At 44.7% G+C, this 20005-nt stretch carries 23 protein-coding genes and 2 pseudogenes; 22 read left to right on the top strand and 3 right to left on the bottom strand.

The genetic code is table 11. The features are described 5' to 3' along the window. Nucleotides 1-183 precede the first annotated feature (183 nt). Nucleotides 184-969, bottom strand: a pseudogene (locus BI182_RS07610) (DDE-type integrase/transposase/recombinase); the annotation flags it as partial. Nucleotides 970-1116: 147 nt separating this feature from the next. Continuing rightward, nucleotides 1117-1653 carry a transposase gene (locus BI182_RS07605; RefSeq protein WP_286806640.1) on the bottom strand — a complete coding sequence of 179 codons (537 nt, stop codon included), beginning with the start codon at nucleotides 1651-1653 and terminating at the stop codon, nucleotides 1117-1119. 174 nt (nucleotides 1654-1827) lie between these two features. On the opposite strand from BI182_RS07605, the gene BI182_RS07600 reads away from it, so the two are divergent. The 22 genes from BI182_RS07600 to BI182_RS07495 all read left to right on the top strand — a co-directional run bounded on the left by BI182_RS07600 (nucleotide 1828) and on the right by BI182_RS07495 (nucleotide 18296). Then, nucleotides 1828-2040 (top strand): Head fiber protein, encoded by a 213-nt coding sequence (locus BI182_RS07600; protein WP_286806639.1) that lies wholly within the window; start codon nucleotides 1828-1830, stop codon nucleotides 2038-2040. A gap of 18 nt (nucleotides 2041-2058) precedes the next feature. Then, on the top strand, nucleotides 2059-2370 hold the full coding sequence (locus BI182_RS07595) for a head-tail connector protein (protein WP_286806638.1): 312 nt from the start codon (nucleotides 2059-2061) through the stop codon (nucleotides 2368-2370). Nucleotides 2371-2372: 2 nt separating this feature from the next. Next, nucleotides 2373-2705 (top strand): head-tail adaptor protein, encoded by a 333-nt coding sequence (locus tag BI182_RS07590; protein WP_286806636.1) that lies wholly within the window; start codon nucleotides 2373-2375, stop codon nucleotides 2703-2705. Continuing rightward, nucleotides 2698-3129, top strand: coding sequence for an HK97 gp10 family phage protein (locus BI182_RS07585; protein ID WP_286806635.1), 432 nt, complete (start codon nucleotides 2698-2700; stop codon nucleotides 3127-3129). Before BI182_RS07590 ends, BI182_RS07585 begins: the two co-directional genes overlap by 8 nt. Next, entirely contained in the window at nucleotides 3126-3470 is a 345-nt protein-coding gene (locus BI182_RS07580; protein ID WP_286806634.1) for a hypothetical protein, read from the top strand. The genes BI182_RS07585 and BI182_RS07580 overlap by 4 nt, the downstream gene beginning before the upstream one ends. Continuing rightward, nucleotides 3470-4045 carry a major tail protein gene (locus BI182_RS07575; RefSeq protein ID WP_286806632.1) on the top strand — a complete coding sequence of 192 codons (576 nt, stop codon included), beginning with the start codon at nucleotides 3470-3472 and terminating at the stop codon, nucleotides 4043-4045. The genes BI182_RS07580 and BI182_RS07575 overlap by 1 nt, the downstream gene beginning before the upstream one ends. A 2-nt stretch (nucleotides 4046-4047) precedes the next feature. Then, a complete protein-coding gene (locus tag BI182_RS07570; protein ID WP_502691634.1) occupies nucleotides 4048-4446 on the top strand; it encodes a hypothetical protein in 399 nt (132 codons plus the stop codon). A gap of 11 nt (nucleotides 4447-4457) precedes the next feature. After that, complete coding sequence (locus BI182_RS07565; RefSeq protein ID WP_286806630.1) at nucleotides 4458-4625, top strand: hypothetical protein; 168 nt, start codon at nucleotides 4458-4460, stop codon at nucleotides 4623-4625. A gap of 261 nt (nucleotides 4626-4886) precedes the next feature. Next, a complete protein-coding gene (locus tag BI182_RS07560; RefSeq protein ID WP_286806629.1) occupies nucleotides 4887-5165 on the top strand; it encodes a hypothetical protein in 279 nt (92 codons plus the stop codon). A gap of 16 nt (nucleotides 5166-5181) precedes the next feature. After that, a complete protein-coding gene (locus BI182_RS07555) occupies nucleotides 5182-5637 on the top strand; it encodes a hypothetical protein (RefSeq protein ID WP_286806627.1) in 456 nt (151 codons plus the stop codon). A 71-nt stretch (nucleotides 5638-5708) separates the two neighbouring features. Beyond that, nucleotides 5709-8015, top strand: a complete 2307-nt coding sequence (locus BI182_RS07550) for a phage tail protein (protein ID WP_286806626.1) — start codon at nucleotides 5709-5711, stop codon at nucleotides 8013-8015. Continuing rightward, the gene (locus tag BI182_RS07545; protein ID WP_286806624.1) at nucleotides 8015-8398 is read left to right on the top strand and encodes a hypothetical protein; all 384 of its coding nucleotides are present in this window, start codon (nucleotides 8015-8017) and stop codon (nucleotides 8396-8398) included. Before BI182_RS07550 ends, BI182_RS07545 begins: the two co-directional genes overlap by 1 nt. Before the next feature lie 8 nt (nucleotides 8399-8406). After that, entirely contained in the window at nucleotides 8407-9558 is a 1152-nt protein-coding gene (locus tag BI182_RS07540; RefSeq protein WP_286806622.1) for a phage tail protein, read from the top strand. 12 nt (nucleotides 9559-9570) lie between these two features. Next, complete coding sequence (locus tag BI182_RS07535; RefSeq protein ID WP_286806621.1) at nucleotides 9571-10542, top strand: hypothetical protein; 972 nt, start codon at nucleotides 9571-9573, stop codon at nucleotides 10540-10542. Nucleotides 10543-10560: 18 nt separating this feature from the next. Beyond that, nucleotides 10561-12249: a hypothetical protein gene (locus tag BI182_RS07530; protein WP_286806620.1), complete on the top strand. Its 1689-nt coding sequence runs from the start codon at nucleotides 10561-10563 to the stop codon at nucleotides 12247-12249. Then, nucleotides 12239-13567, top strand: a complete 1329-nt coding sequence (locus BI182_RS07525; protein ID WP_286806619.1) for a Kelch repeat-containing protein — start codon at nucleotides 12239-12241, stop codon at nucleotides 13565-13567. The genes BI182_RS07530 and BI182_RS07525 overlap by 11 nt, the downstream gene beginning before the upstream one ends. Nucleotides 13568-13630: 63 nt before the next feature. After that, nucleotides 13631-14137, top strand: a complete 507-nt coding sequence (locus BI182_RS07520) for a phage holin family protein (protein ID WP_070372605.1) — start codon at nucleotides 13631-13633, stop codon at nucleotides 14135-14137. Nucleotides 14138-14204: 67 nt separating this feature from the next. Continuing rightward, nucleotides 14205-14630, top strand: coding sequence for an RNA polymerase subunit sigma-70 (locus tag BI182_RS07515; protein ID WP_286806616.1), 426 nt, complete (start codon nucleotides 14205-14207; stop codon nucleotides 14628-14630). Beyond that, complete coding sequence (locus BI182_RS07510; protein WP_175440976.1) at nucleotides 14627-14782, top strand: SHOCT domain-containing protein; 156 nt, start codon at nucleotides 14627-14629, stop codon at nucleotides 14780-14782. The genes BI182_RS07515 and BI182_RS07510 overlap by 4 nt, the downstream gene beginning before the upstream one ends. 64 nt (nucleotides 14783-14846) lie before the next feature. Next, the gene (locus tag BI182_RS07505; protein ID WP_286806614.1) at nucleotides 14847-16154 is read left to right on the top strand and encodes a recombinase family protein; all 1308 of its coding nucleotides are present in this window, start codon (nucleotides 14847-14849) and stop codon (nucleotides 16152-16154) included. Next, a complete protein-coding gene (locus BI182_RS07500) occupies nucleotides 16151-17761 on the top strand; it encodes a recombinase family protein (protein ID WP_286806612.1) in 1611 nt (536 codons plus the stop codon). The genes BI182_RS07505 and BI182_RS07500 overlap by 4 nt, the downstream gene beginning before the upstream one ends. Before the next feature lie 88 nt (nucleotides 17762-17849). Then, nucleotides 17850-18296 carry a uroporphyrinogen decarboxylase family protein gene (locus tag BI182_RS07495; protein ID WP_286806610.1) on the top strand — a complete coding sequence of 149 codons (447 nt, stop codon included), beginning with the start codon at nucleotides 17850-17852 and terminating at the stop codon, nucleotides 18294-18296. A 28-nt stretch (nucleotides 18297-18324) separates the two neighbouring features. Here the strand turns inward: BI182_RS07495 and BI182_RS07485 are convergent. Next, nucleotides 18325-19830: pseudogene (locus BI182_RS07485) on the bottom strand (IS5 family transposase). Between the last annotated feature and the right edge of the window lie 175 nt (nucleotides 19831-20005).

Below are 20005 nucleotides of genomic sequence, written 5' to 3'. Positions count from 1 at the left end.
TCAAAAGTAGGAAAGAGGCCGCAAGTAAAGAACTTGTTCCCGACGAGGAGGCAAAATGGGATAATAATAAAAATCTAAAACACTGGTTAAAAAGCTTTAATCAACAACGGTGATTATGTAAAGAAATATCACCTGCGTTTCCGTTATGCATGGGAATGAATAGCCCTTTCTTTACATAACGGAACGCTTAACATAACCCTTGCTTTTGGGATCATAAGGCCTGGTGTTGACCAGTGCAATGCCCAGAGTGGCACAGGAAGTATTCAATTGATGAGAACGGAAAATCTTGCCATTATCCGCATAAAGCATGGTGGGCTTACCACAGGTAAGTAAAGCAGATTTAAGGACATGAAGGAGATCTTCATTCTTTTCAGCCAGCATGAACTGAGCCCCGGTAATCCGCCGGGAAGCATCATCGATAAAAGCGATCAGATAGGTTTTGCGCTTTTTACCATTAAGAGTCAGATAGGGGCCGTGGGAAACATCGGTCTGCCACAGGGTGTTGATATCAACATGGGCGAAACGGCGGCGATCCGACGTATCCGCCACTGATGGCTTTAACATCTGATGTTTTTTCAGCAGTCGATACACCGTCGAATAGGAACAGTCGGAGCTGGTGAAGTGGCCTTCATGAATGAGCCACTCATGGAACAACTTCACCGATAAATGGATGTTTTCCGTTCGCAGCGTAAGGAGCCGTTTGGCCGATTCTGCCGGTAGCGCCCGGGATGAACCTTTGTCCGTCCGAACCTTGGGCTTGAGCGCATCAAAACCATGGCGCCGGTACAGCCGATGCCATTCCAGCAGGGTTTTGCGGTTGTAGGTGCGGATGCCATAATGGGGGACATCATGGGTTTTTGCACTGATCTCATCCAGATAAGCCGTGTGGTTTGTGACGGTATCCGTCAGTAACGGCGCAATCAGGCCATAGCGAAATAAAGCAATCAATTCTTTGTCTTTTTCAGTCATTGTAAAAAACCTCCGATTAATTAGATATGAGGTTTTAAGGATCCAGAAAACCAGGTAAGTAGAGCATAACGGATCAATCGATAAAAGGCAAAGCAAAAGCGCTGTGGGACAAATAGTTCTTCAAAAAAATAGGGAAGGATGGTACAATTAAAGTGCCATAAATCCTTTCTTAAAATGATCGTGATATCTTTTGCCGAAGATGTGGGGCTTCCCCACCGAGTGGACCATTTCAAGAAGCTTTATGGCTTTTTCATGCCCAAAATCAGGAAAGACGATTAAAGGATCATGGCAGATGCGAAAATACTCAATCAGCCGGTTCAGACAAAAAAGAAAACGCCGGGTGATAAAGTGCCGATGCTGATGCGCTAAAGCGCAGCCTGAAGGAATCCTGTTAAAGAAGGCCCAAAGCAGTTTCAGCAGAAATGGAAGGGCCAGCTGAAAACCGGGATGGCAGAAAGAAGGCAGGATACTCACGGTCTTACCGCAATGAATACAGTAATGGCGTTGTACCGGAATGGAGAAGACATCCTCATACCAGATCACATGCCGGTGATAGACACCATGAAGATGGAGCCGCCTGCGCGAATAACAATGAGGACAGCTATCGATGCGAACTTTTTTAGCGGTGTAGAATTCGGTGATATAATCCAGTGGGTGGTCAGAAAAGTGTTCCAGATGAACCATGGTTTGTGCTTCCTTAAAGTGCTTAATGATTAATCATTATACCATAGTTGAAAAGCTCGGTTTAGCCGAAATAATTTGATTAAATCAAGACTGTTTTGACACTTATAATTTGACAATTAACACTGATCTTACCGGAAGCCATTAAAGTTTTGAAACAAAAGGCATAGGTGGGTCATGAGCTATACGACGAAAAACTATACAACTGACGGCGGCGATAAAACGGTGATTGGCGGCACCCTCGAAATTAAAGAGGGTGCTGTTTTATTGGGGCAGCCCCAGGCTGATTTTCAGACTGACAGCACCGCTACGACCATTGCGGGACTGGTGACAGATTTTAATGCCCTACTTTCAAAGTTTAAAGCAGCCGGTTTAATGAAAACCGAATAATGAAACGAGGTGGCAGTGATGAAAACACTCCTGGAAAAAGTCAAAGCCAATCTGATTCTTGAGCAAAGTGAGGATGATGAGTTATTACAGAATTTCATATTTACTGCCACATCTTATGCGGAAAGCTATCAAAAAAAAGAAGATGGTTTTTATTTAAAGCATGATATGCACCCCACCACCGAACAGGCAGTGATTATGCTGTCATCCCATTTCTATGAAAGCCGGGATGGCAGCACCGGGGGCTTTTTTGCCGACAATGTTCAGGCCAGCAATCAGGTCTGGACGGTGGTCAATCGGCTTCTGCAAATGAATAAGGATTTTAAGGTGTGATCATGAGTTTTGGAAAAATGAATACCACGATCGATCTGATCACTACCCAACCGGTTAAAGATACTGAAGGGTTTGTAAGCACCGGCGATACCATCATCGCTTCAGTTCGAGCCTATAAAGAGGATCGCCATGGCAATGAAAGCTGGAAAAACAGAGCGATTTTTACCAATGCCTCGGCACTTTTTAGATTTAGAGCCATTCCCGGCATTGTTGTTAAAACCAACATGGTAATCGTCTGTGATACCGGACGCTACAACATCGTTTCAGTTGAGGATGTGAAAGGTCGAGGGATGTACACCGAAGTGCTCTGTGAAAGGATGGAAACCAGTGGCTAAAATTACGATCAAAATGCCGGACGATTTTCTGCTCAAAATTTCAACCCTTGCTGAAAAGTCCGATGACATCATTCCCAGAGTTTTGGAAGCAGGTGGCGATGTGGTCCTTGAAAAAGTCAAAAGCAATCTCAGCGCTGTCATTGGTAGCGAAACAAAACTAAAGAGTCGATCTACTGGCGAGCTGGAAGCAGCCCTGGGGGTATCTCCGGTGAAAAAAGACAGTGCTGGTAATTACAATCTCAAGATTGGTTTTTCTGAACCCCGCTCCGGTGGTGAAAGCAATGCCAAGATTGCCAATATTCTGGAATACGGCAAAAGCGGCCAACTGCCGAAACCGTTTCTCAAACCAGCCCGGGCCAAGTCCCGGAAGGCTTGTATTGAAGCGATGAAGAATAAACTGGAAAGCGAGATTGAAAGTCTATGAACAGCTTAATCGAACTCAATCAGATCATTAGCGGACTCAATGTTTTGGTGGAAACTGGGAAATTTTCTGAAGAACCATCATACGAGTATATGGTGGTGACCCCGCTGACAGATACATTTGCACTCTACGGCGACGATCTGCCCCTGCGAACGGTTGAGGAGGTGCGGATTTCGATCTTTTGTAAGAACAATTACATGGCTTTAAAAAACAGACTTATTAAAAGCCTACTTAATTCAGGCTTTGTCATCACCGATCGGCGCTACGTCGGTCATGAGGATGACACCGGCTATCACCATTATGCCATCGATGTGGCAAAAGACTATGAAGTGGAGGAAGTATAATGGCACAAATAGGACTTAAATATCTCATCTGTTCAAAACTGACAGAAACCGAAAACGACACCACCTATGCAGAAGGCCGGATTATGGCCTATGCAATCAAAGCGGATATGAATATTGAAGTGAATGAAGGGGTGCTGCGGGGCGATGACCGGATTATTGAAAATGTCAAAGAATTCAAATCGGGTAAGCTGACCCTGAATGGGGATCATCTGGACTATGAAACCCGAGCGCTTATCTTAGGGCATACCCTGACGACTATTGAATCCGGGACCAATAAAAAAATGACCGCCAAAGGCTCCGATGATGGGGCTTTTGTCGGAGTTGGCTTTTATGCCACCAGCATTAAAAACAATATCCGAGGTTTTAGGGCCATTTGGTTAACCAAGGTAAAATTTGGTGTCCCATCTGAAAGTATGGAAACTCGAGGGGAAGCCATCAATTTCCAAACCCCGACCATTGAAGGCACCATCCTAACCGATGTGCTGGATGTCTGGAAAGAAGAAGCCACCTTCCCAACCGAAGCAGAAGCTAAGACCTGGTTAAATACCATGGCCAGTATTGGAGGTACACCATGATGATGGATACTGATCGAATGGCCGTCGTTGCAATCGGTGGCGTGGAGTATCCGCTGATTTTTACCACCAAAGCCACCAAGGAAATTGCCAAGCGTTATGGCGGTCTCGCCAACCTGGGTGAAACCTTAATGAAGAATGAAAACTTTGAAATGGCTCTGGATGAGGTAACCTGGCTGATTTCGCTGCTGGCCAACCAAAGCATCCTAATTCATAATCTTCAGAATGAAGAAAAGAAACCGCTACTAACCGAAGAAGCCGTCGAGCTTTTAACGACCCCGATGGAACTGGCAGATTATAAGAATGCCATTACCCAAGCGATGATGCTTGGCACCAAGCGCCATGTCGAAAGCGAGGATAATACCGCTGATGGTGAACCCCTAAAAAACGTGAAAGTCGAGTAGATGATGAAGCCTTGTTTACTCGACTTTTATATTATGGCACCGTTCATTTAAACCGATCAGAAGAACAGGTTTTGTTGATGCCACTGGGCCTGCTGCTTGATCTTTGGACCTGTCATAAACAGTTTCTGGGGTTGGAGAAACCCAAACGGGAATGGACCATTGATGATCTTATTCCATAAAAAGCGCATCAGAATATTTATAAATTTACTTAAAAAAACTTAAGCATTCTGATGATACTAATATTTTACGTTTTCGTTGCATTTTAGATGCAAAATAAAAAGCAGATCCAAACAACCCCATGAAATGGCCATTTTTTTAAAAAAATTGTACAAATCACAACTCAATCACACACCAGTTACTTCCAATTACAATCCAATACTATGACTTGAATTACTATATAGTGTCTGTGTTATAATGCAGAAAAAAACGGAGGTAATGAAATGGCTATTCCAAATGTTCAAGATTTTATGACGGAAATCGAATTATTGAAACGGGATGTAAAAGAGGATGGAGAAGACCACGTTGATATTTGTGCAAAAACACTGCATGAGATGCTTGGAGATCCAAAGGGAAAAGATGCTCGAATGAAAAGTTGCTGTCAGGCCATGTATAATTGCATGAAAACCGGGGATAAAGTTTTAGAACTCCCGCGACCTGTTGCTGGAAAAACAGAAAGTAGTGGATTTGGTTCAAGATTGGTTGTTCGGTATTATGTTTAATCAAGATGAGGGTCAAATGGACTATGTTGTAGAATTTGAAAAATTGTTAAAAAGCGCTTTTAAAGCTGTTGAATATCAAATTGATAGCGAAAGAATCGACGTAATCGATTTGGGCTGTCCACATTGCGCACGTACTTTGCCTAGGGGAAAAATGGGCATCTATTCTTTTGCTCTAAATGACCGATTTCTAAAAATCGGAAAAGCGGGTTCAAACAGCGGACCACGTTTTACTTATCAGCATTATAAACCTGGAAGTGCTCAAAGTACGCTGGCTTCGTCAATCTTATCAGATCCCGAAATGAAAAAATACAGCTTGTCCACTGATAATATTGAATCGTGGATGAAAAAGAATTTAAGAAGAATTGATATTCTTTTTGACGCAAATTTCGGACCCTTAGTATTAAGTTTTGCTGAAACAAGTCTCCATTTAAAATACCAGCCTAAATATGAAGGGTTCAGTTCTCAAAGATAATAATGAAGTAACATATCAGGCACTCGATTCTGAGTGTCTTTTTTCATGCCCAAAAGCAGGAGGTGATGCATATGGCTAATGGAAATTTCGGCTTAAAAATTGGGGTTGAAGGCGAAAAAGAGTTTAAGAACGCCCTCCGGGATATCAATCAATCCTTTAAGGTGCTGGGCAGCGAAATGAAGCTGGTCGAGTCCCAGTTTGATAAGCAGGATAAAAGCATCGAAGCAGTCACCGCCCGGAACCAGCTGTTAAATAAAGAAATGGATGCCCAGAAAGATAAGATCAAAGCCCTGGAAAAAGCCCTGGACAATGCTGCCACCTCCTTTGGCGAGAATGACCGCCGTACCCAAAACTGGGCGATCCAACTCAACAATGCCAAGGCGCATCTCAATGGGCTGGATCAGGAAATCAGGAAAAATGAAAAAGCCCTGACTGAAATCGCAGATGAGTTTGATGATGCTGAAAAACAGGCCGAACAGTTTGGCAAGTCCCTTAATGATACTGCCAATAAAGCAGAAAGCTCCGGCGGTAAATTTAGAGCGTTAGGCGGGACGCTAAAAGGCATCGGTATCGCCATGGGCACAGCCTTTGTCGCCGTTGGTGCGGCAGCGGTTTCTTCGGCTAAATCTTTAACCGATATGACGATGGGAGCGGCAGCCTATGCCGATGAAATCCTGACGACTGCTACCGTTGCGGGGGTATCGGCTGAAAGCCTGCAGGCGTACAAATACGCGGCAGAGTTAGTCGATGTTTCCATGGAAACCCTCACTGGCTCAATGGCCAAACAGATCCGATCGATGTCTTCGGCCCGGGATGGTTCAGCCGATATGATTGAAGCTTATGATCGATTAGGAATATCTGTCGCAAATGCCGACGGATCCCTGCGAAGTGGCGAAGATGTTTATTGGGAAACCATTGATGCCCTTGGCAAAATGGAAGAAGGTGCTGAGCGGGATGCCCTGGCCATGAAGATCTTCGGGAAATCCGCCCAGGAATTAAATCCGCTGATTGCTCAGGGTTCAGCTGGGATTGCTGAACTTACCGACGAAGCCAAACGGATGGGGGCTGTGCTCAGTGATGAAACCCTGGCCCAGCTGGGGAAATTTGATGACAGCGTCCAGCGCTTAAAATCTGGCAGTGATGTAGCTAAAAATGCCCTTGGCACGGTACTGCTGCCCCAGCTTCAGATCCTGGCCGATGAGGGTGTTTCTCTGCTTGGCGATTTTACCAAAGGTCTGCAAGATGCTGGCGGCGACTTTACCAAAATATCCCAGGTCATTGGTAGCACTGTCGGCGGGATTGCCGATATGGTTCTGAGTAACATGCCCGCCGTTGTTCAGGTCGGGATGGATATTGTCGGAGCGGTGGGCAGTTCATTTCTTGCTAATCTGCCGATGTTAATCGATACCGCCAACCAATTAATCTTCACCCTTCTGGAAGGTTTGATCTCAGCCCTGCCGCAATTAACCGATGGCGCCCTGCAATTGGTGCTGGCTCTCACCCAGGGGATTCTCGATAATCTTCCGGCTATTCTGGAGAGTGCCATGGTGATGGTAGCCACTCTGATTACCGGGATCGCTGAGGCATTGCCAGAACTGGTACCAAAGATCGTCGAGTGTGTCATCCTGATGGCTCAAACCCTGATGGATAATGCCGGACTCTTAATTGAAGCGGCCTTAGCCTTAATCACAGGACTGGCTCAAGGGCTGATCAATGCCTTACCCATTTTGATTGAAGCTTTACCACAATTGATCAATTCGTTTATCAACTACTTTGTCAATAACTTACCGCTGATTATTGAAACCGGGATCAACTTAATCATATCCCTGGTCACCGGCCTGATAGCCGCCATTCCCACACTGATTGCGGCGCTACCTGAAATTATTATCGCTCTCGTGAGCGGTCTAGGAAAGGCAGCTGAGGCGATCTATGATGTGGGGATCAACATCGTCAAAGGCTTATGGGACGGGATCATGTCCATGGGACAGTGGCTTTCAGATAAGGTCACCGGTTTCTTTGGTGGCGTTACGGACGGTGTCAGAAATCTCTTAGGGATGCACTCACCATCGACAGTGTATGCGGATATTGGCGAAAACATGGGTGCCGGGGTCGGGGTTGGTTTTGTCAGAAAAATGGCGACGGTCACCCGGGATATGCTCGGTGCGATTCCCACCACCCTGGATGTGAACACCCAATCAAACGGATTAACCGGGAGAACTTCAGCTGGAAATAGTTCAACCGGTATGCTGGACGGTGGTAGTGCCGCACCGATTTATATCTACACCACTGTCGAGCTGGATAAAAAGGCAGTGGGCCATTCCATCACCCCGATTGTTTCTCGGGATCTGGCCTTTAGTTTGAGAGGAGGTAAAATCTGATGGCAGTATGCGAAATAACAAATGCTTCCGGTGCAGTCTTGTTATCAACTTTCAATGCGACTTACGCCAATAGTCTTTACACGCCTGGTGATTACAGTCCTTCCTATTTTTGGCCGGAAAACGCTGAGAAACCGATATACTTTAAAACCAAAGAACGATTCAGCAAGCTGGCAGTGGAATGCTATTTTAAAAATGGTAAGCTCTCCGATATCGAAGCGTTAAAACAAGCCCTGAAAAAATGTGTGGTGACCCTCAACAACCGCTTTATCGAAGGCCAATGCTTTGACTGTATGCTGGTGAGCACCCAGATTAATCAAATCTCAAGCCGCCACTATAGTGCAGTGTTTGTTTTTGATTGCGTTATGCTGTTGGCTGAAGAATAGTGGGTGAAATGATGATATTAAGCTTACTCAACCAAAACAAAACGCCGATCGGTGAACTGGATCAGCTGGATAATTGCTATGTTACTGAACTGCTGGAAAATGGCGAGGATACCTTGTCCTTTGAAATCTATGTTAAGCATCCACTGTATAAAGATCTGATTGAAGAAAACCTGATTTTAACTGACGATAACCGTTATGTCATAAAAAGCATCGATGAACGTGGCCAAACCACCATTATTGGTTGCAGTTTGGATTTATCGGACTTTATGGTGACAGGGTATCATCAGCTTATACTTGAAGATATCACATTAGCAGCCTTTCTCAATCAAATCCTTTCTGGGACAGGCTGGATGGTCACCGGTACTGAGACTATCACCGCCACAAAAACAGTATCCATGGAATCCGGAAACACCCTGGATCTGCTGAGACTGGCTGAAAAAACCTATGGTATCATCTTTCGCTATGATTGTATTCAGAAAATAATCCGAGTCACCACCACCCAAGGCTACACCAACAAAGGCGTTCATTTTTCTGATGAACTCAACATCAAAGAATGTGAACTCCGGGGTGATAGCTTTGATCTGGTTACTCGGCTGTATGCCTTTGGAAAAGATGGGCTTTCCTTTGAAGACATCAACGGCGGCAAGGCCTATGTCGAAAATTTTCAATATACAAGCAAAGTCATTACCCAGGTCTGGGTCGATGAACGCTATGAGCTAAAAGAAGAACTGCTGGCGGCGGCTCAGAAAAAAGTGACAGGGTTATCGATCCCCAATCGGGTCTATACCGCTTCGGTGGTGGATCTGGCTAGTCTGTTACCGGATGACTATGGAAACCTGGCCATTGCCATTGGCGATAAGGTCACGCTGATTGACCGCATCCGCGGGATTGAAGTGGAACATCAGATTGTCAAACTGGTCAGCTATCCCGACACCCCAGAAAAGAATGTTGCTGAATTGGGACGAGTCTCTACCGATTTTGAATCCACCATTACCAAACTTAAAACCGAGGATATCAAAGAAGCAATCGTTAAAACTGTCCCACCAGCTGTCAATGACTACATGAATGAATACTTTGGTGGTCAAAAATGGGTGTGTGTTGAAGCCTATCCGGAAGTCATGGATGTAGGCACCTTGTACCTAAAGTATGTTTCCAGATAAATGAGGTAAGCGATGGGAATAAAATTTAACGGTCGTGAGATTGAAGGTCTCAAAGCAAAGGGCCTTACGATTATTGAGGCAAAGATTAATGGTCGCATCGTCTGGCCGGAAGAAAGCGATTTTCACTGGCAGCCCAACCCCGATATGGTCTGGGCCAGAAGTCAGTGGGAAGCCTTATCAGGTGGACGAATCGGCTATCTGCGGATGCACTATGCCAAAGATCTGGTCAATGACTTTATTTTTGAAGAAGGCACTGTTGTCACTTCCGATGGACAAACCTATCATAATTCAGCGGCAACATATGGTGTTGAACATATCTGGGATTATTCCAACAGTCGGGTCAGTGAAGTGTACCCGAACACCAAAGTCGTCTGGACTATGTATTTCCCCAATAATCCAGCGGTTTATCCCAGTACCATTGAATATGGCGAGACCTATTTCTGCTTTGATGGTGTCACAGCGGATTGGTATCCCTGTCTCTGGACGGACATCGCTTACTTTGATCTGTTAAACCAGGCATCCGTCTTTATTGATGATTGCAGTGTGGCGCTTTATCTCGGATTTTTCAATGAATGCCGAAAGCTCCAGGCTGTCCCTAAAGAATTCACAATGAAACTTAGCGCCTACCGCTTGCAGGGGATTTTTGGCGGCTGTGCTGCGTTAGTGTCGGTGCCATATTTGGATATGACCAACGCCATATATGGAATGGGAATGTTTGAGGGCCGAACCAATCTTAAAGAGTTGAAATTGGTCAATGTCAATATTTCCATTGACCTATCGCCCTGCATCAATCTAACCAAGAGCAGTCTGAGAAATGTACTGGCGGGGCTGACCAATCGTACGGGTCAAGATAAGCTGGCCATTGGTTTGGGCGCCGCCAATATCGCTAAGCTTTCTCAAAGCGAACTGAGTGTGGCACTGAATAAAAATTGGGACGTGGTTGAGACCATCACCAACTGGCCGGATTATTCGGAGGAGGAGTAAAGTTTGGAAGGAGATTTTATGCGAAATTTTAGGGTTGCCGTCAAAGAGAAGCAGCTTTTTTATGATGAGATGATCGTCAGTCAATATGATCATTTGGTTCAGTGTTTGGTATTTGAGATTCCTAGAATAAATGATGGCCTTAACGTGGCCGATTTTAATATTCATATCGAAACCGAGCTTGGTCGTTTGACGGATCGGATTCTGATGATACCGGTAATCGATGGTGATTTCGTTCGTTTTATCTGGATTCTGACCGCTACGACAACCCAGGCTGCCGGGCTGTTGGCTTTCGAAGTGCAGTTGGATGGTAAATCAGATCCCGGCATCCCGGTCTGGCAAAGTGAAAAAGGGTTGATCCGCATCAACCAATCGATTAAGGCTGATACACCCCAACCGCCCATCGAACCGTCACTCCTTTTGCAATGGGAGCAGCAAATGATAAAACTGGGTGAAGACGCCCAATCGATAATGGAAAAAGCCGATCATGCCAGCAGTGAAGCACTAATCGTTGTGGAGCGCGCCAATGCTGGTGAGTTTATTGGTGCAAGAGGCGATCCCGGCATTCCGGGTGAAGCTGGGCCGCAAGGTCCGCCCGGCATTCAAGGACCAAAAGGCGATCAAGGCGCTATTGGACTTCAAGGTCCAGCCGGGGTAAAAGGTGAACCCGGATTGCAAGGGCTCCAGGGACCACCCGGTGAGACTGGACCACAGGGTGTTCAGGGCATTCCGGGAATTCAAGGCCCAAAAGGAGATCAGGGCGAGATTGGTCTTCAAGGTCCGGCTGGTGAAAAAGGTGACCCTGGGTTACAAGGCCCTCAAGGGCTACCGGGAGAAAATGGTGCTCAAGGAGAACCCGGATTGCAAGGGCCGAAAGGCGATCCCGGCATTGACGGACAACCAGGAGAACAAGGCCCAAAGGGCGATAAAGGCGATCCTGGAATCCAAGGTCTGCCCGGCGCAAAAGGAGATCAAGGACTTCAAGGGCTGCCGGGTCTCACCGGTGAAACTGGTCCTCAAGGCGAGCCAGGGATCCAAGGCCCGAAAGGTGACCAAGGCATTCAGGGAATCCAAGGCCCGCCCGGTGCTAAAGGAGATCAAGGGATTCAAGGCTTGCAGGGCTTGACAGGCGAAACGGGACCTCAGGGTGAGCAAGGTGTTCAAGGTCCCAAGGGTGATAAAGGTGAACCAGGGATTCAAGGACTCCAGGGCTTAACCGGCGAAACAGGACCACAAGGTGATCCTGGAATTCAAGGACTGCAGGGTCTAACGGGAGAAACAGGTCCTCAAGGCCCGAAAGGTGACCAGGGTGTTGAGGGAATCCAAGGTCTGCCCGGCGCAAAAGGGGATCAAGGGATCCAAGGACTGCAGGGTTTGACCGGTGAAGCTGGACCTCAAGGGGAACCAGGCATTCAAGGTCCCAAAGGCGATCCGGGTGAACCCGGAATTCAAGGACCGATTGGCGAGCAAGGGATTCAAGGTATTCCAGGTGAAAAGGGCGCTACTGGTGATGTAGGTCCAATTGGACCAGCGGGTGCTGCCGGTTATTCACCGGTAAAGGGCGTGGACTATTTCACTGCAGCCGATCAAGCCGCCTGGTTTAATCCTTTAGGGACACGGCTGGACGCAGCTGAATCTGCTATTACATCTATCACAACCCAACTTGGCACCCTCAATGATCAATTGGAAGGAGCGTTAAATGGCAACTAAAACCTTAAGTGAAAATATTCAAACGGCCATCACTGATCTTTCCAATATTAAAACCGCACTGGTCGGTAAAGGTGTCGCTATTCCATCCGGTACACCAACTAATAGCTATTCAGGACTGATTGATGGTCTGCTGATTGGCACCCCGGCCAGTGCGGAGTTTAATATTCATTTTGGGGATGTCGCCCCAGAAGATACGACAAAGCTGTGGGTAAAAAGCACTCCGGTTTCAGATATTAAACTTGATAGCGATATTTCCAGTGTTTTAAATGCGACTACCCGGGTGAATGATATCCTTGATGCTGCCACCAATGAAATTGTCAGTGGCGTCGGTGGTTGTGCTGAGCGGGTTGGTAATCTGGTTTATCTTTTAGGAGCCTATACCATGAGTCCGAAGATCCTGACTTATAACCTGGACACCCTCGTAACCGTATCCACGGGTGTGGCGATGCCATCCAATTACTTTAGATATGCAGCCACGGGGCTGGTTGGCGATTTCATCTATTTATTGGGCGGACTAAAGTATTCAACCATGTCACTGGACATCTACAAATATGATATCCTTGAAAAAACGATGACAAAGCTAGCGGTTGCCATTACTAATGATGGCAATCATGGCTGGCAGTCATTTGCCTATGCGACAGTTGGAACGCGGATCTATCTATTTGGTGGCTATAATTCAACCAGTTTTTCCAACTCCTATATTGTTACGAAAGCGTATTACTTTGATACGGTATCACAGACATTTACCATGATTGCGGCGCCATCTAATCATTTTATTGAAGCGGGTACCGCGGTTATTGGGACGGACATTTATCTGATCGGCGGTCGCAATTCAAGCGGCACTGCAACAACACGGATTACAAAATATGATACCCTTCTCGATACCTATACGATCGTGGCATATTTACCAGCAGCATACACAAACTGTCGAGCCGCCGCTGTTGGGACGGATATTTACATTTACTGGGACAAAAGCATTTTTAAGCTGGATACCCTGACGAATACCCTTTCAACGGTTTCAAGCGGACTGGCTTGGGATTTTAATGGCGGCACCATTATTTCTTATGGCACCGACATTTTTTATTTCTGCGGCAGTGGTGCTGTCAACCGGGTGATAAAAACCACTGCTGATGTCACTTTGGAATCGAACCATCTGCTGATTTCCAGTCTCACATCCGGTCATCGGGTTGCACTTTTTAATCAGCATGGAATTGACGTTAAACTCCCAGTATCCAATGTATTTAAAGGAGATGCCAACAACAAAGCACAAAAGGTCGAAGCCTACTACTATAATAACGCCCAGTGGAATCTGATCTAAACAATTGTGGAGCCTTGGGCTCTTTTTTAATAGAGAAAAATAAATTTGAAGGAGAAACTAAAAATGGAATATCTTGATAAGATTAAATTAGTTGTCGCCGTGGCCTTCACGGCCCTTTCCGGTTGGTTAGGGATGTTGGCCGTGCCGGTCATCTTGCTTTTTGTCCTGGCTACCTTTGATTATATCACCGGACTGGCAGCAGCCAAGTACCGGGGCAATAAGATTTCAAGCTACAAAGGCTTTCAGGGCATCATGAAAAAAGTCTGCCTGTTTTATCTGATTGCAGTGGGTGCGATTCTCGATTACACCTTACTCTATGCCAGTCAGTATATTGGCGTCGATGCAAAAGTCAATTTTGTCATCGCATCCTTTGTTGCCGTTTGGTTGATATGTAATGAGATTATTAGTATTCTGGAAAACATGAAAGATATGAATGTCAATTTTCCACCATTCTTAGAAAAGTTGACCCAGAATATCCGTACCCAGATGGAGAATGAATCTGAAGGTAAAATTCAATCTGATACAGAAGATAAAAAGTCGGGCAATGAAACCGGAAGTAGTAACAGCTAAGATTTAAAAACAAAAACAGAGGAAATGGTCAGTGATCATCGCCTCTGTTTTTTTATTGGAGGAAAAAATGACGACTGCAGAAAAAGATCGAATCCATGAAATGCGGCTTATGGGTCTTAGCTATTCACAAATTTCTAATGACCTCAATATTTCAGAAAACACCATCAAATCCTATTGTCGGCGCCATAATCTCGGAAAGACGATGACAAAGAAACCCACCGGTATTATTGATGAAAAAGATGTCTGCAAACAGTGTGGGAAACCCATCAAGCAAAGTTCAAAAGGGAAGCATAAAAAGTTTTGTACTGAAGAATGCCGCCGACTCTGGTGGAAAGCCAATGATGCCAATATCCAGAGAAAAGCATATTACACCCTGGTTTGCCATGGTTGCGGTAAAAGTTTTAAAAGCTATGGCAATTCAAAGCGAAAATTTTGCAGCCATTCCTGTTATATCCAATATCGGTTTAAAGAAAAAGTTGAGGAGACACCATGACAAAAGATCAACTGGAACAGGAAAAAAACTATCGCATTTCAGTCATATTATCAAAAGAACTGATGAGTAAAGGTCTTATCACAAAGGAAGAGTTTGACCGCCTCGATACGATGCTTCTGGAAAAATATCAGCCCATTATTTCGAGCTTATAATGGCTTAATGACTTGCTTTGTATCAAAATCAGAGCTAACATCACAGGTAGAAAGGAGTGACAAAATGATGCGAAAAGTTATTAAAATTGATCCTGTCGCAATCAAGCTACCGGTGAAAAAGCGGGTAGCAGCTTACGCCAGAGTTAGTAGCGGAAAAGATGCCATGCTTCATTCGTTATCAGCTCAGATTAGCCATTACAGTGAAACCATTCAAAGTCGGCTGGATTGGCAGTATGCCGGTGTTTATGCCGATGAAGCAGCAACGGGCACCAAAGATAATCGCGCTGAGTTTCAAAAAATGCTGACAGATTGTCGGAATAAAAAAATAGATCTGATTATCACCAAGTCGATCTCACGGTTTGCACGAAATACTGTGACATTGTTAGAAGTGGTCCGGGAACTAAGTAGCCTTAATATTGAAGTCTATTTTGAAAAAGAAAATATTTACAGCCTAAGCGGGGATGGTGAGTTGATGCTCACTATCCTCGCTTCTTTTGCGCAGGCGGAAAGTTTGTCGGTCAGCGAGAACTGCAAATGGCGTATCCGCAAGGGTTTTCTGGAAGGGGAGTTGGTTAACCTTCGGTTTATGTATGGTTATCGGATTTCTAGGGGTCTGATAGAGATTGATGAAGAACAGGCCCAGATTGTCCGAATGATTTTTGATGATTACCTTGGTGGAATGGGATGTACCCAGATTGCTAAAAAGCTCAGAGAATTAAATGTTAAAAGAATCAGAGACGGAATCTGGACGGCGGAGCGGGTCGGAGAGATATTAAAAAATGAGAAGTATGCTGGAAACTCGCTTGCGCAGAAAAAATATGTTTCAGACCATTTGACAAAAAAGTTAATTACCAATTGGGGGCAGTTGCCAAAGTATTACGCCGAAAATACCCATCCGGCCATCATCGATCAAGAGACCTTTGACAAAGCGCAGGTTTTATTAGCATCAAAGCGAAAAACATCAGGGAAGAAAGAGAAGGCCGTTTATGCTTTTACTGAAAAAATAGTCTGTGACAAATGCGGAAAACACTACAACCGGAAGGCAACCCATGGGTATGTGTATTGGAATTGCAGAACCTTTCTGCATTTTGGAAAATCAGTCTGTCATACCAAGCAGATTCCCGAAGTAATACTCATGCAGGTTTCAGCCGAAGTCTTAGGGCTTGACCCGTTTGATGAAGAAATTTTTCATCAGCAGATTAAAGAGATCCGGGTGCCGGATGATTTTAAATTGAAATTTGTTTTTCACAACGGAGATACCGTCGAAAAAGGATGGCATAATAAATCAAGAAAAGACAGCTGGGATGAGAAGAAGCGACAGGAAGCCAGAAAACGACAAAGTCTGATAATGGAAAGGGGGCTGGCAAATTGAATGGTGCAAGAAATATAAGATCCGTAACGGTTATTCCGGCAACTCCTGAATTGTTTATGCAGATCGATGAAAAGCCTTCCAGAAAAAAGCGGGTGGCTGCATATGCCAGAGTATCAACTAATTTAGAAGAACAGCAAAGCAGTTTTGAGGCTCAGCTGGATTATTACACGAAGTATATAAAAGACAAGCCGGAATGGGAATTTGTAGAAGTTTATACGGATGAGGGTATTTCAGCAACGAGTACCAAAAAGCGTGATGGCTTCAATCGCATGATTAAGGATGCGCTGGATGGAAAGATCGATTTAATTGTTACCAAATCAGTTTCTCGATTTGCCAGAAATACAGTTGACACGCTGACAAATGTTCGATTACTGAAAGAAAAAAACATCGAAATCTACTTTGAGAAAGAAAATATTTACACCCTCGACAGTAAAGGAGAGCTATTGATCGCCATAATGTCGAGTTTGGCTCAAGACGAAAGCCGCTCAATTTCAGAAAATGTGACGTGGGGGAAACGAAAAAGTTTTTCTGACGGAAATATTTCCCTACCTTACAAGAGCTTCTTAGGATATGTAAAAGGGGAGAATGGATTGCCGCAGATAGTTGAAGATGAAGCAATGACAATTCGACTTATTTATAAGCTCTTTCTGGAAGGTCACACGCCATCATCCATTGCCAAACAGTTGATGGCATTAAACATTTTAAGCCCAACGAAAAGACAAAAATGGCCGGTGTCAACGGTGATCAGCATTCTTAAAAACGAAAAATACAAGGGCGATGCAATACTGCAAAAACGCTACACGACGGACTTCTTGACTAAAAAAACAAAGACCAACGAGGGGGAAGTTCCTCAATATTATGTTGAAAACAGTCACCCAGCCATCATTCCACCAGAAACCTTTGGCCTGGTACAGGAAGAGTTTGCCAGAAGAAAATCAAAAGGCGGTTATACTGCTTGTCAAAGTTGTTTCTCCAGCCGGATTATTTGCGGCGATTGTGGCAGTGCCTACGGCAGCAAAGTCTGGCATTCTGGCAGCAAATATCAGCATACTATCTGGCAGTGTAATAACAAGTTTAAGAAAAAAGACAAATGCAGCACACCGCACTTGTATGATGAAACCATTAAAAAACTATTCGTAGAAGTTATGAATCACCTTATTAAAAATAAAACAGAGATATTTAAGAATTACCGCCTTATGATTGAGAAGCTAACAGATTGTCAGAATTTAAAGGAAGAACTGAAGCAAGTCGATGAAGAATGCAGCTCCATTGAAATGATGGTTGATGCCTTTGTCAGTGAAAACACCCGGGTAGCGATGGACCAGGAGGAATACCAGCGCCGCTATAACGCTTATGCTGAGAGCTATGATAAACTTCGCAATCGCCATATGGCCTTAACCGAAGAAATCAGAAAACGAAAAGCTCGAAAAAGCCAGATTCATGCCTTTTTGGATATTCTTGAAAAACGCGACCAGCTACTCACAGAGTTTGATGAAACCCTCTGGCGTCGGACTATTTTAGAGATGGTTGTTTTCTCCGTCGATGAAGTCAATTTCCGGTTTAAAGATGGAGCGGAGATAAAATGGCCAATGAAAGGAAATATTTAGTTGCAAGGCAAGCGTTTTAAACCAATTAATAGTGAAGGCATTACGCAAAATCTCTAAATACCGCATAATAGCACAAGCTGCTCAGTTTATGCCTGATGTTTTTACCTACATGGATGATATTGCTTCAGTCATCAGTCCGATGATCTCACCTAATACCTACCGAGAACTGTTTAAAGAACATCATGCCAGAATTATTCAGGCGATCAAAGATAACGGAATGATTGCAAAACAACATATTTGTGAAAAACGGGATCTTCTGGTTGATGATTTTGTTGAGATTGGAATCCAGAGTTTCTTCCCAGCTCAGCCTTCCAATAATTTTCGAGCCATCCAGCAGAAATATCCGGAGTTTGTTATTCACGGTGGGGCTGACTCCCAGTCACCAATTTTTTCAACGGATATTACTTACGAAAAGGGAGCAGCTGAAGCTAAACGCTGCATTGATCAGTATGCAGGAAATGGCCGCTATATGGTTTACATTTCGTGTCCAGGCACGCCCAATGCGGCTCATCAAGGTTTTTTTGAAGAAGCCTGACGACTGGGCCAGGAGATTTAAGTAGGGTTTACTGAACGGATTGAAATCCATAACCAGCAACCAAATTTACAGCTTGCATTAAGTCGATGAAACGAATCCAAAATTGAGACAAAAAGAACCGCATCCTCCGGTCCAGATTCATTACCAGAAACTGTAAAATAATGGCACTTTTGGTTGTGTCCTCAAGTTTAGTTCTGACGAGGCCAAAGCCATATTTTCGTTTAGTGACACCATAAGAGCCTTCGATTGCGTTGCGCTCGCCATTATCGGCACGTTCCACTTGCTTAACTTCAGAAGATACCACTTTCGGTTTGCGCCCCAGCTTCGGGCCACTGATTCGAATGCCCCGAAGCTTCAGCCAGGCCAGGTTCTCACGGTTACGAAAGATTGAATCTGCCAACACCGCCTCCGGATAACAGCCAAAGCGCATCAGGTATTATAAAACCGCTTCCTGCAATAAAGTTCCTTCATTGAAACTCTCAAAGTCAAGCTTCTCAATGAAGGTATAGCCGTCAACAACGCTTGTCATTACTTTACACCCGAACTCAACGTCTGAGCCGGCTTTTCCTCTGAAAATTGGCCGGATGTGAGGTTGTGAGATGCTCACAATCCGGTTTGGGACAGAGTGCGTTTTCGTCTCATACATGGTGTTCTGTTGCTCATAAAGCTTTCGGATGGTCTCGAGTTCGCTGTGCTGGCGTTTTGTCAGAAGTTCGGCTCTGGCAGCGTCTTTCAGGTAAGTCTCGACGTATTCCAGATCCCGTTTCACATACCCCAGCTGTTTTCGAATTGCTTTACGGACTGTTTTGCTGCGCTTTTTGTGCTGCTTTTCGATGGACAGATAGTTTTTTCGGGCCCTATTGCGGTAAGTTCGGGGTTTGGCAACAAGAGCGATATCCGGCGTATGCAGAACGTCAATCATCATTTCAAGTTTTTCACGTGCCTCATTGAGAAGACGCAAATCGGTGGGAAAGCGGATATCACCTGGCGCACAGGTTGCATCAAGAATCAGTTTACCTTTCTTCGGGATATTAGAAAAGCTGATTTGACTTCCTTCATCGGATGGTTCTGATGGGCCGGGGGCATCGTGATGATCATCATCCTCGCCTTTGTCTTCTACAGCTTCAAACTCCTTCATGGCGATCATGTTGTTGATCTCCATGAGAATATCTGGCGTAAAGCGTTTTCTGAAGTGCGTGATCAGTGATGCATCAAATGGCGGGCGGGTATCTTCAAAACCGTCAAAGCCCAGAAAATACTGGAGATAGGGATTTTCCATCACCTGTAACGGCACTTCAGCATCAACCAGTTTTAAACGGGTCTGCAAAATCAGTGTTCCCAGAGCAACCCGGACTGAGAACGCTTCTTCGCCTCTCGTTGAAGATTTAAAGTTCCTGGCGTAGGCATCCTCAAAATCAGACCACGGAATCATCTCCGCCAGTTTGACCCAGCGGTTGTCTTTGTTAAGTTTTCCTCCGAAAGGAAGAAAGAAATCATCCGAAAACTTGATTTGGTCCGTCTTTCTGATATACATAAGGCACCTCCATCTGCAAGGGTTTTATGGTAAAAAAGTAATTATCTTTGCACTTATTATACTAAAAATATGCCTCAAAGTCAGCATTTAAGCGATTTTTGATTTGTTCAGTAAGCCCTATTTATGTTTTTGCTTTGTTACTGGATGGATAAAGTCCCAGCATGGTTTAGCTGTA

It is taken from the genome of Acetobacterium sp. MES1 (assembly GCF_002237635.1).
Lineage (GTDB): Bacteria > Bacillota > Clostridia > Eubacteriales > Eubacteriaceae > Acetobacterium > Acetobacterium wieringae.
Note: the sequence above shows the minus strand (reverse complement) of the source record. Positions and strands in the feature narration are given on the sequence as shown.

What these genes read in the sequence shown, in the direction of transcription:
- BI182_RS07605 (WP_286806640.1), bottom strand. Translation starts at nt 1,653, where the DNA reads ATGGTTCATCTGGAACACTTTTCTGACCACCCACTGGATTATATCACC.
- BI182_RS07600 (WP_286806639.1), top strand. Translation starts at nt 1,828, where the DNA reads ATGAGCTATACGACGAAAAACTATACAACTGACGGCGGCGATAAAACG.
- BI182_RS07595 (WP_286806638.1), top strand. Translation starts at nt 2,059, where the DNA reads ATGAAAACACTCCTGGAAAAAGTCAAAGCCAATCTGATTCTTGAGCAA.
- BI182_RS07590 (WP_286806636.1), top strand. Translation starts at nt 2,373, where the DNA reads ATGAGTTTTGGAAAAATGAATACCACGATCGATCTGATCACTACCCAA.
- BI182_RS07580 (WP_286806634.1), top strand. Translation starts at nt 3,126, where the DNA reads ATGAACAGCTTAATCGAACTCAATCAGATCATTAGCGGACTCAATGTT.
- BI182_RS07575 (WP_286806632.1), top strand. Translation starts at nt 3,470, where the DNA reads ATGGCACAAATAGGACTTAAATATCTCATCTGTTCAAAACTGACAGAA.
- BI182_RS07570 (WP_502691634.1), top strand. Translation starts at nt 4,048, where the DNA reads ATGGATACTGATCGAATGGCCGTCGTTGCAATCGGTGGCGTGGAGTAT.
- BI182_RS07560 (WP_286806629.1), top strand. Translation starts at nt 4,887, where the DNA reads ATGGCTATTCCAAATGTTCAAGATTTTATGACGGAAATCGAATTATTG.
- BI182_RS07555 (WP_286806627.1), top strand. Translation starts at nt 5,182, where the DNA reads ATGGACTATGTTGTAGAATTTGAAAAATTGTTAAAAAGCGCTTTTAAA.
- BI182_RS07550 (WP_286806626.1), top strand. Translation starts at nt 5,709, where the DNA reads ATGGCTAATGGAAATTTCGGCTTAAAAATTGGGGTTGAAGGCGAAAAA.
- BI182_RS07545 (WP_286806624.1), top strand. Translation starts at nt 8,015, where the DNA reads ATGGCAGTATGCGAAATAACAAATGCTTCCGGTGCAGTCTTGTTATCA.
- BI182_RS07540 (WP_286806622.1), top strand. Translation starts at nt 8,407, where the DNA reads ATGATGATATTAAGCTTACTCAACCAAAACAAAACGCCGATCGGTGAA.
- BI182_RS07535 (WP_286806621.1), top strand. Translation starts at nt 9,571, where the DNA reads ATGGGAATAAAATTTAACGGTCGTGAGATTGAAGGTCTCAAAGCAAAG.
- BI182_RS07530 (WP_286806620.1), top strand. Translation starts at nt 10,561, where the DNA reads ATGCGAAATTTTAGGGTTGCCGTCAAAGAGAAGCAGCTTTTTTATGAT.
- BI182_RS07525 (WP_286806619.1), top strand. Translation starts at nt 12,239, where the DNA reads ATGGCAACTAAAACCTTAAGTGAAAATATTCAAACGGCCATCACTGAT.
- BI182_RS07520 (WP_070372605.1), top strand. Translation starts at nt 13,631, where the DNA reads ATGGAATATCTTGATAAGATTAAATTAGTTGTCGCCGTGGCCTTCACG.
- BI182_RS07515 (WP_286806616.1), top strand. Translation starts at nt 14,205, where the DNA reads ATGACGACTGCAGAAAAAGATCGAATCCATGAAATGCGGCTTATGGGT.
- BI182_RS07510 (WP_175440976.1), top strand. Translation starts at nt 14,627, where the DNA reads ATGACAAAAGATCAACTGGAACAGGAAAAAAACTATCGCATTTCAGTC.
- BI182_RS07505 (WP_286806614.1), top strand. Translation starts at nt 14,847, where the DNA reads ATGATGCGAAAAGTTATTAAAATTGATCCTGTCGCAATCAAGCTACCG.
- BI182_RS07495 (WP_286806610.1), top strand. Translation starts at nt 17,850, where the DNA reads ATGCCTGATGTTTTTACCTACATGGATGATATTGCTTCAGTCATCAGT.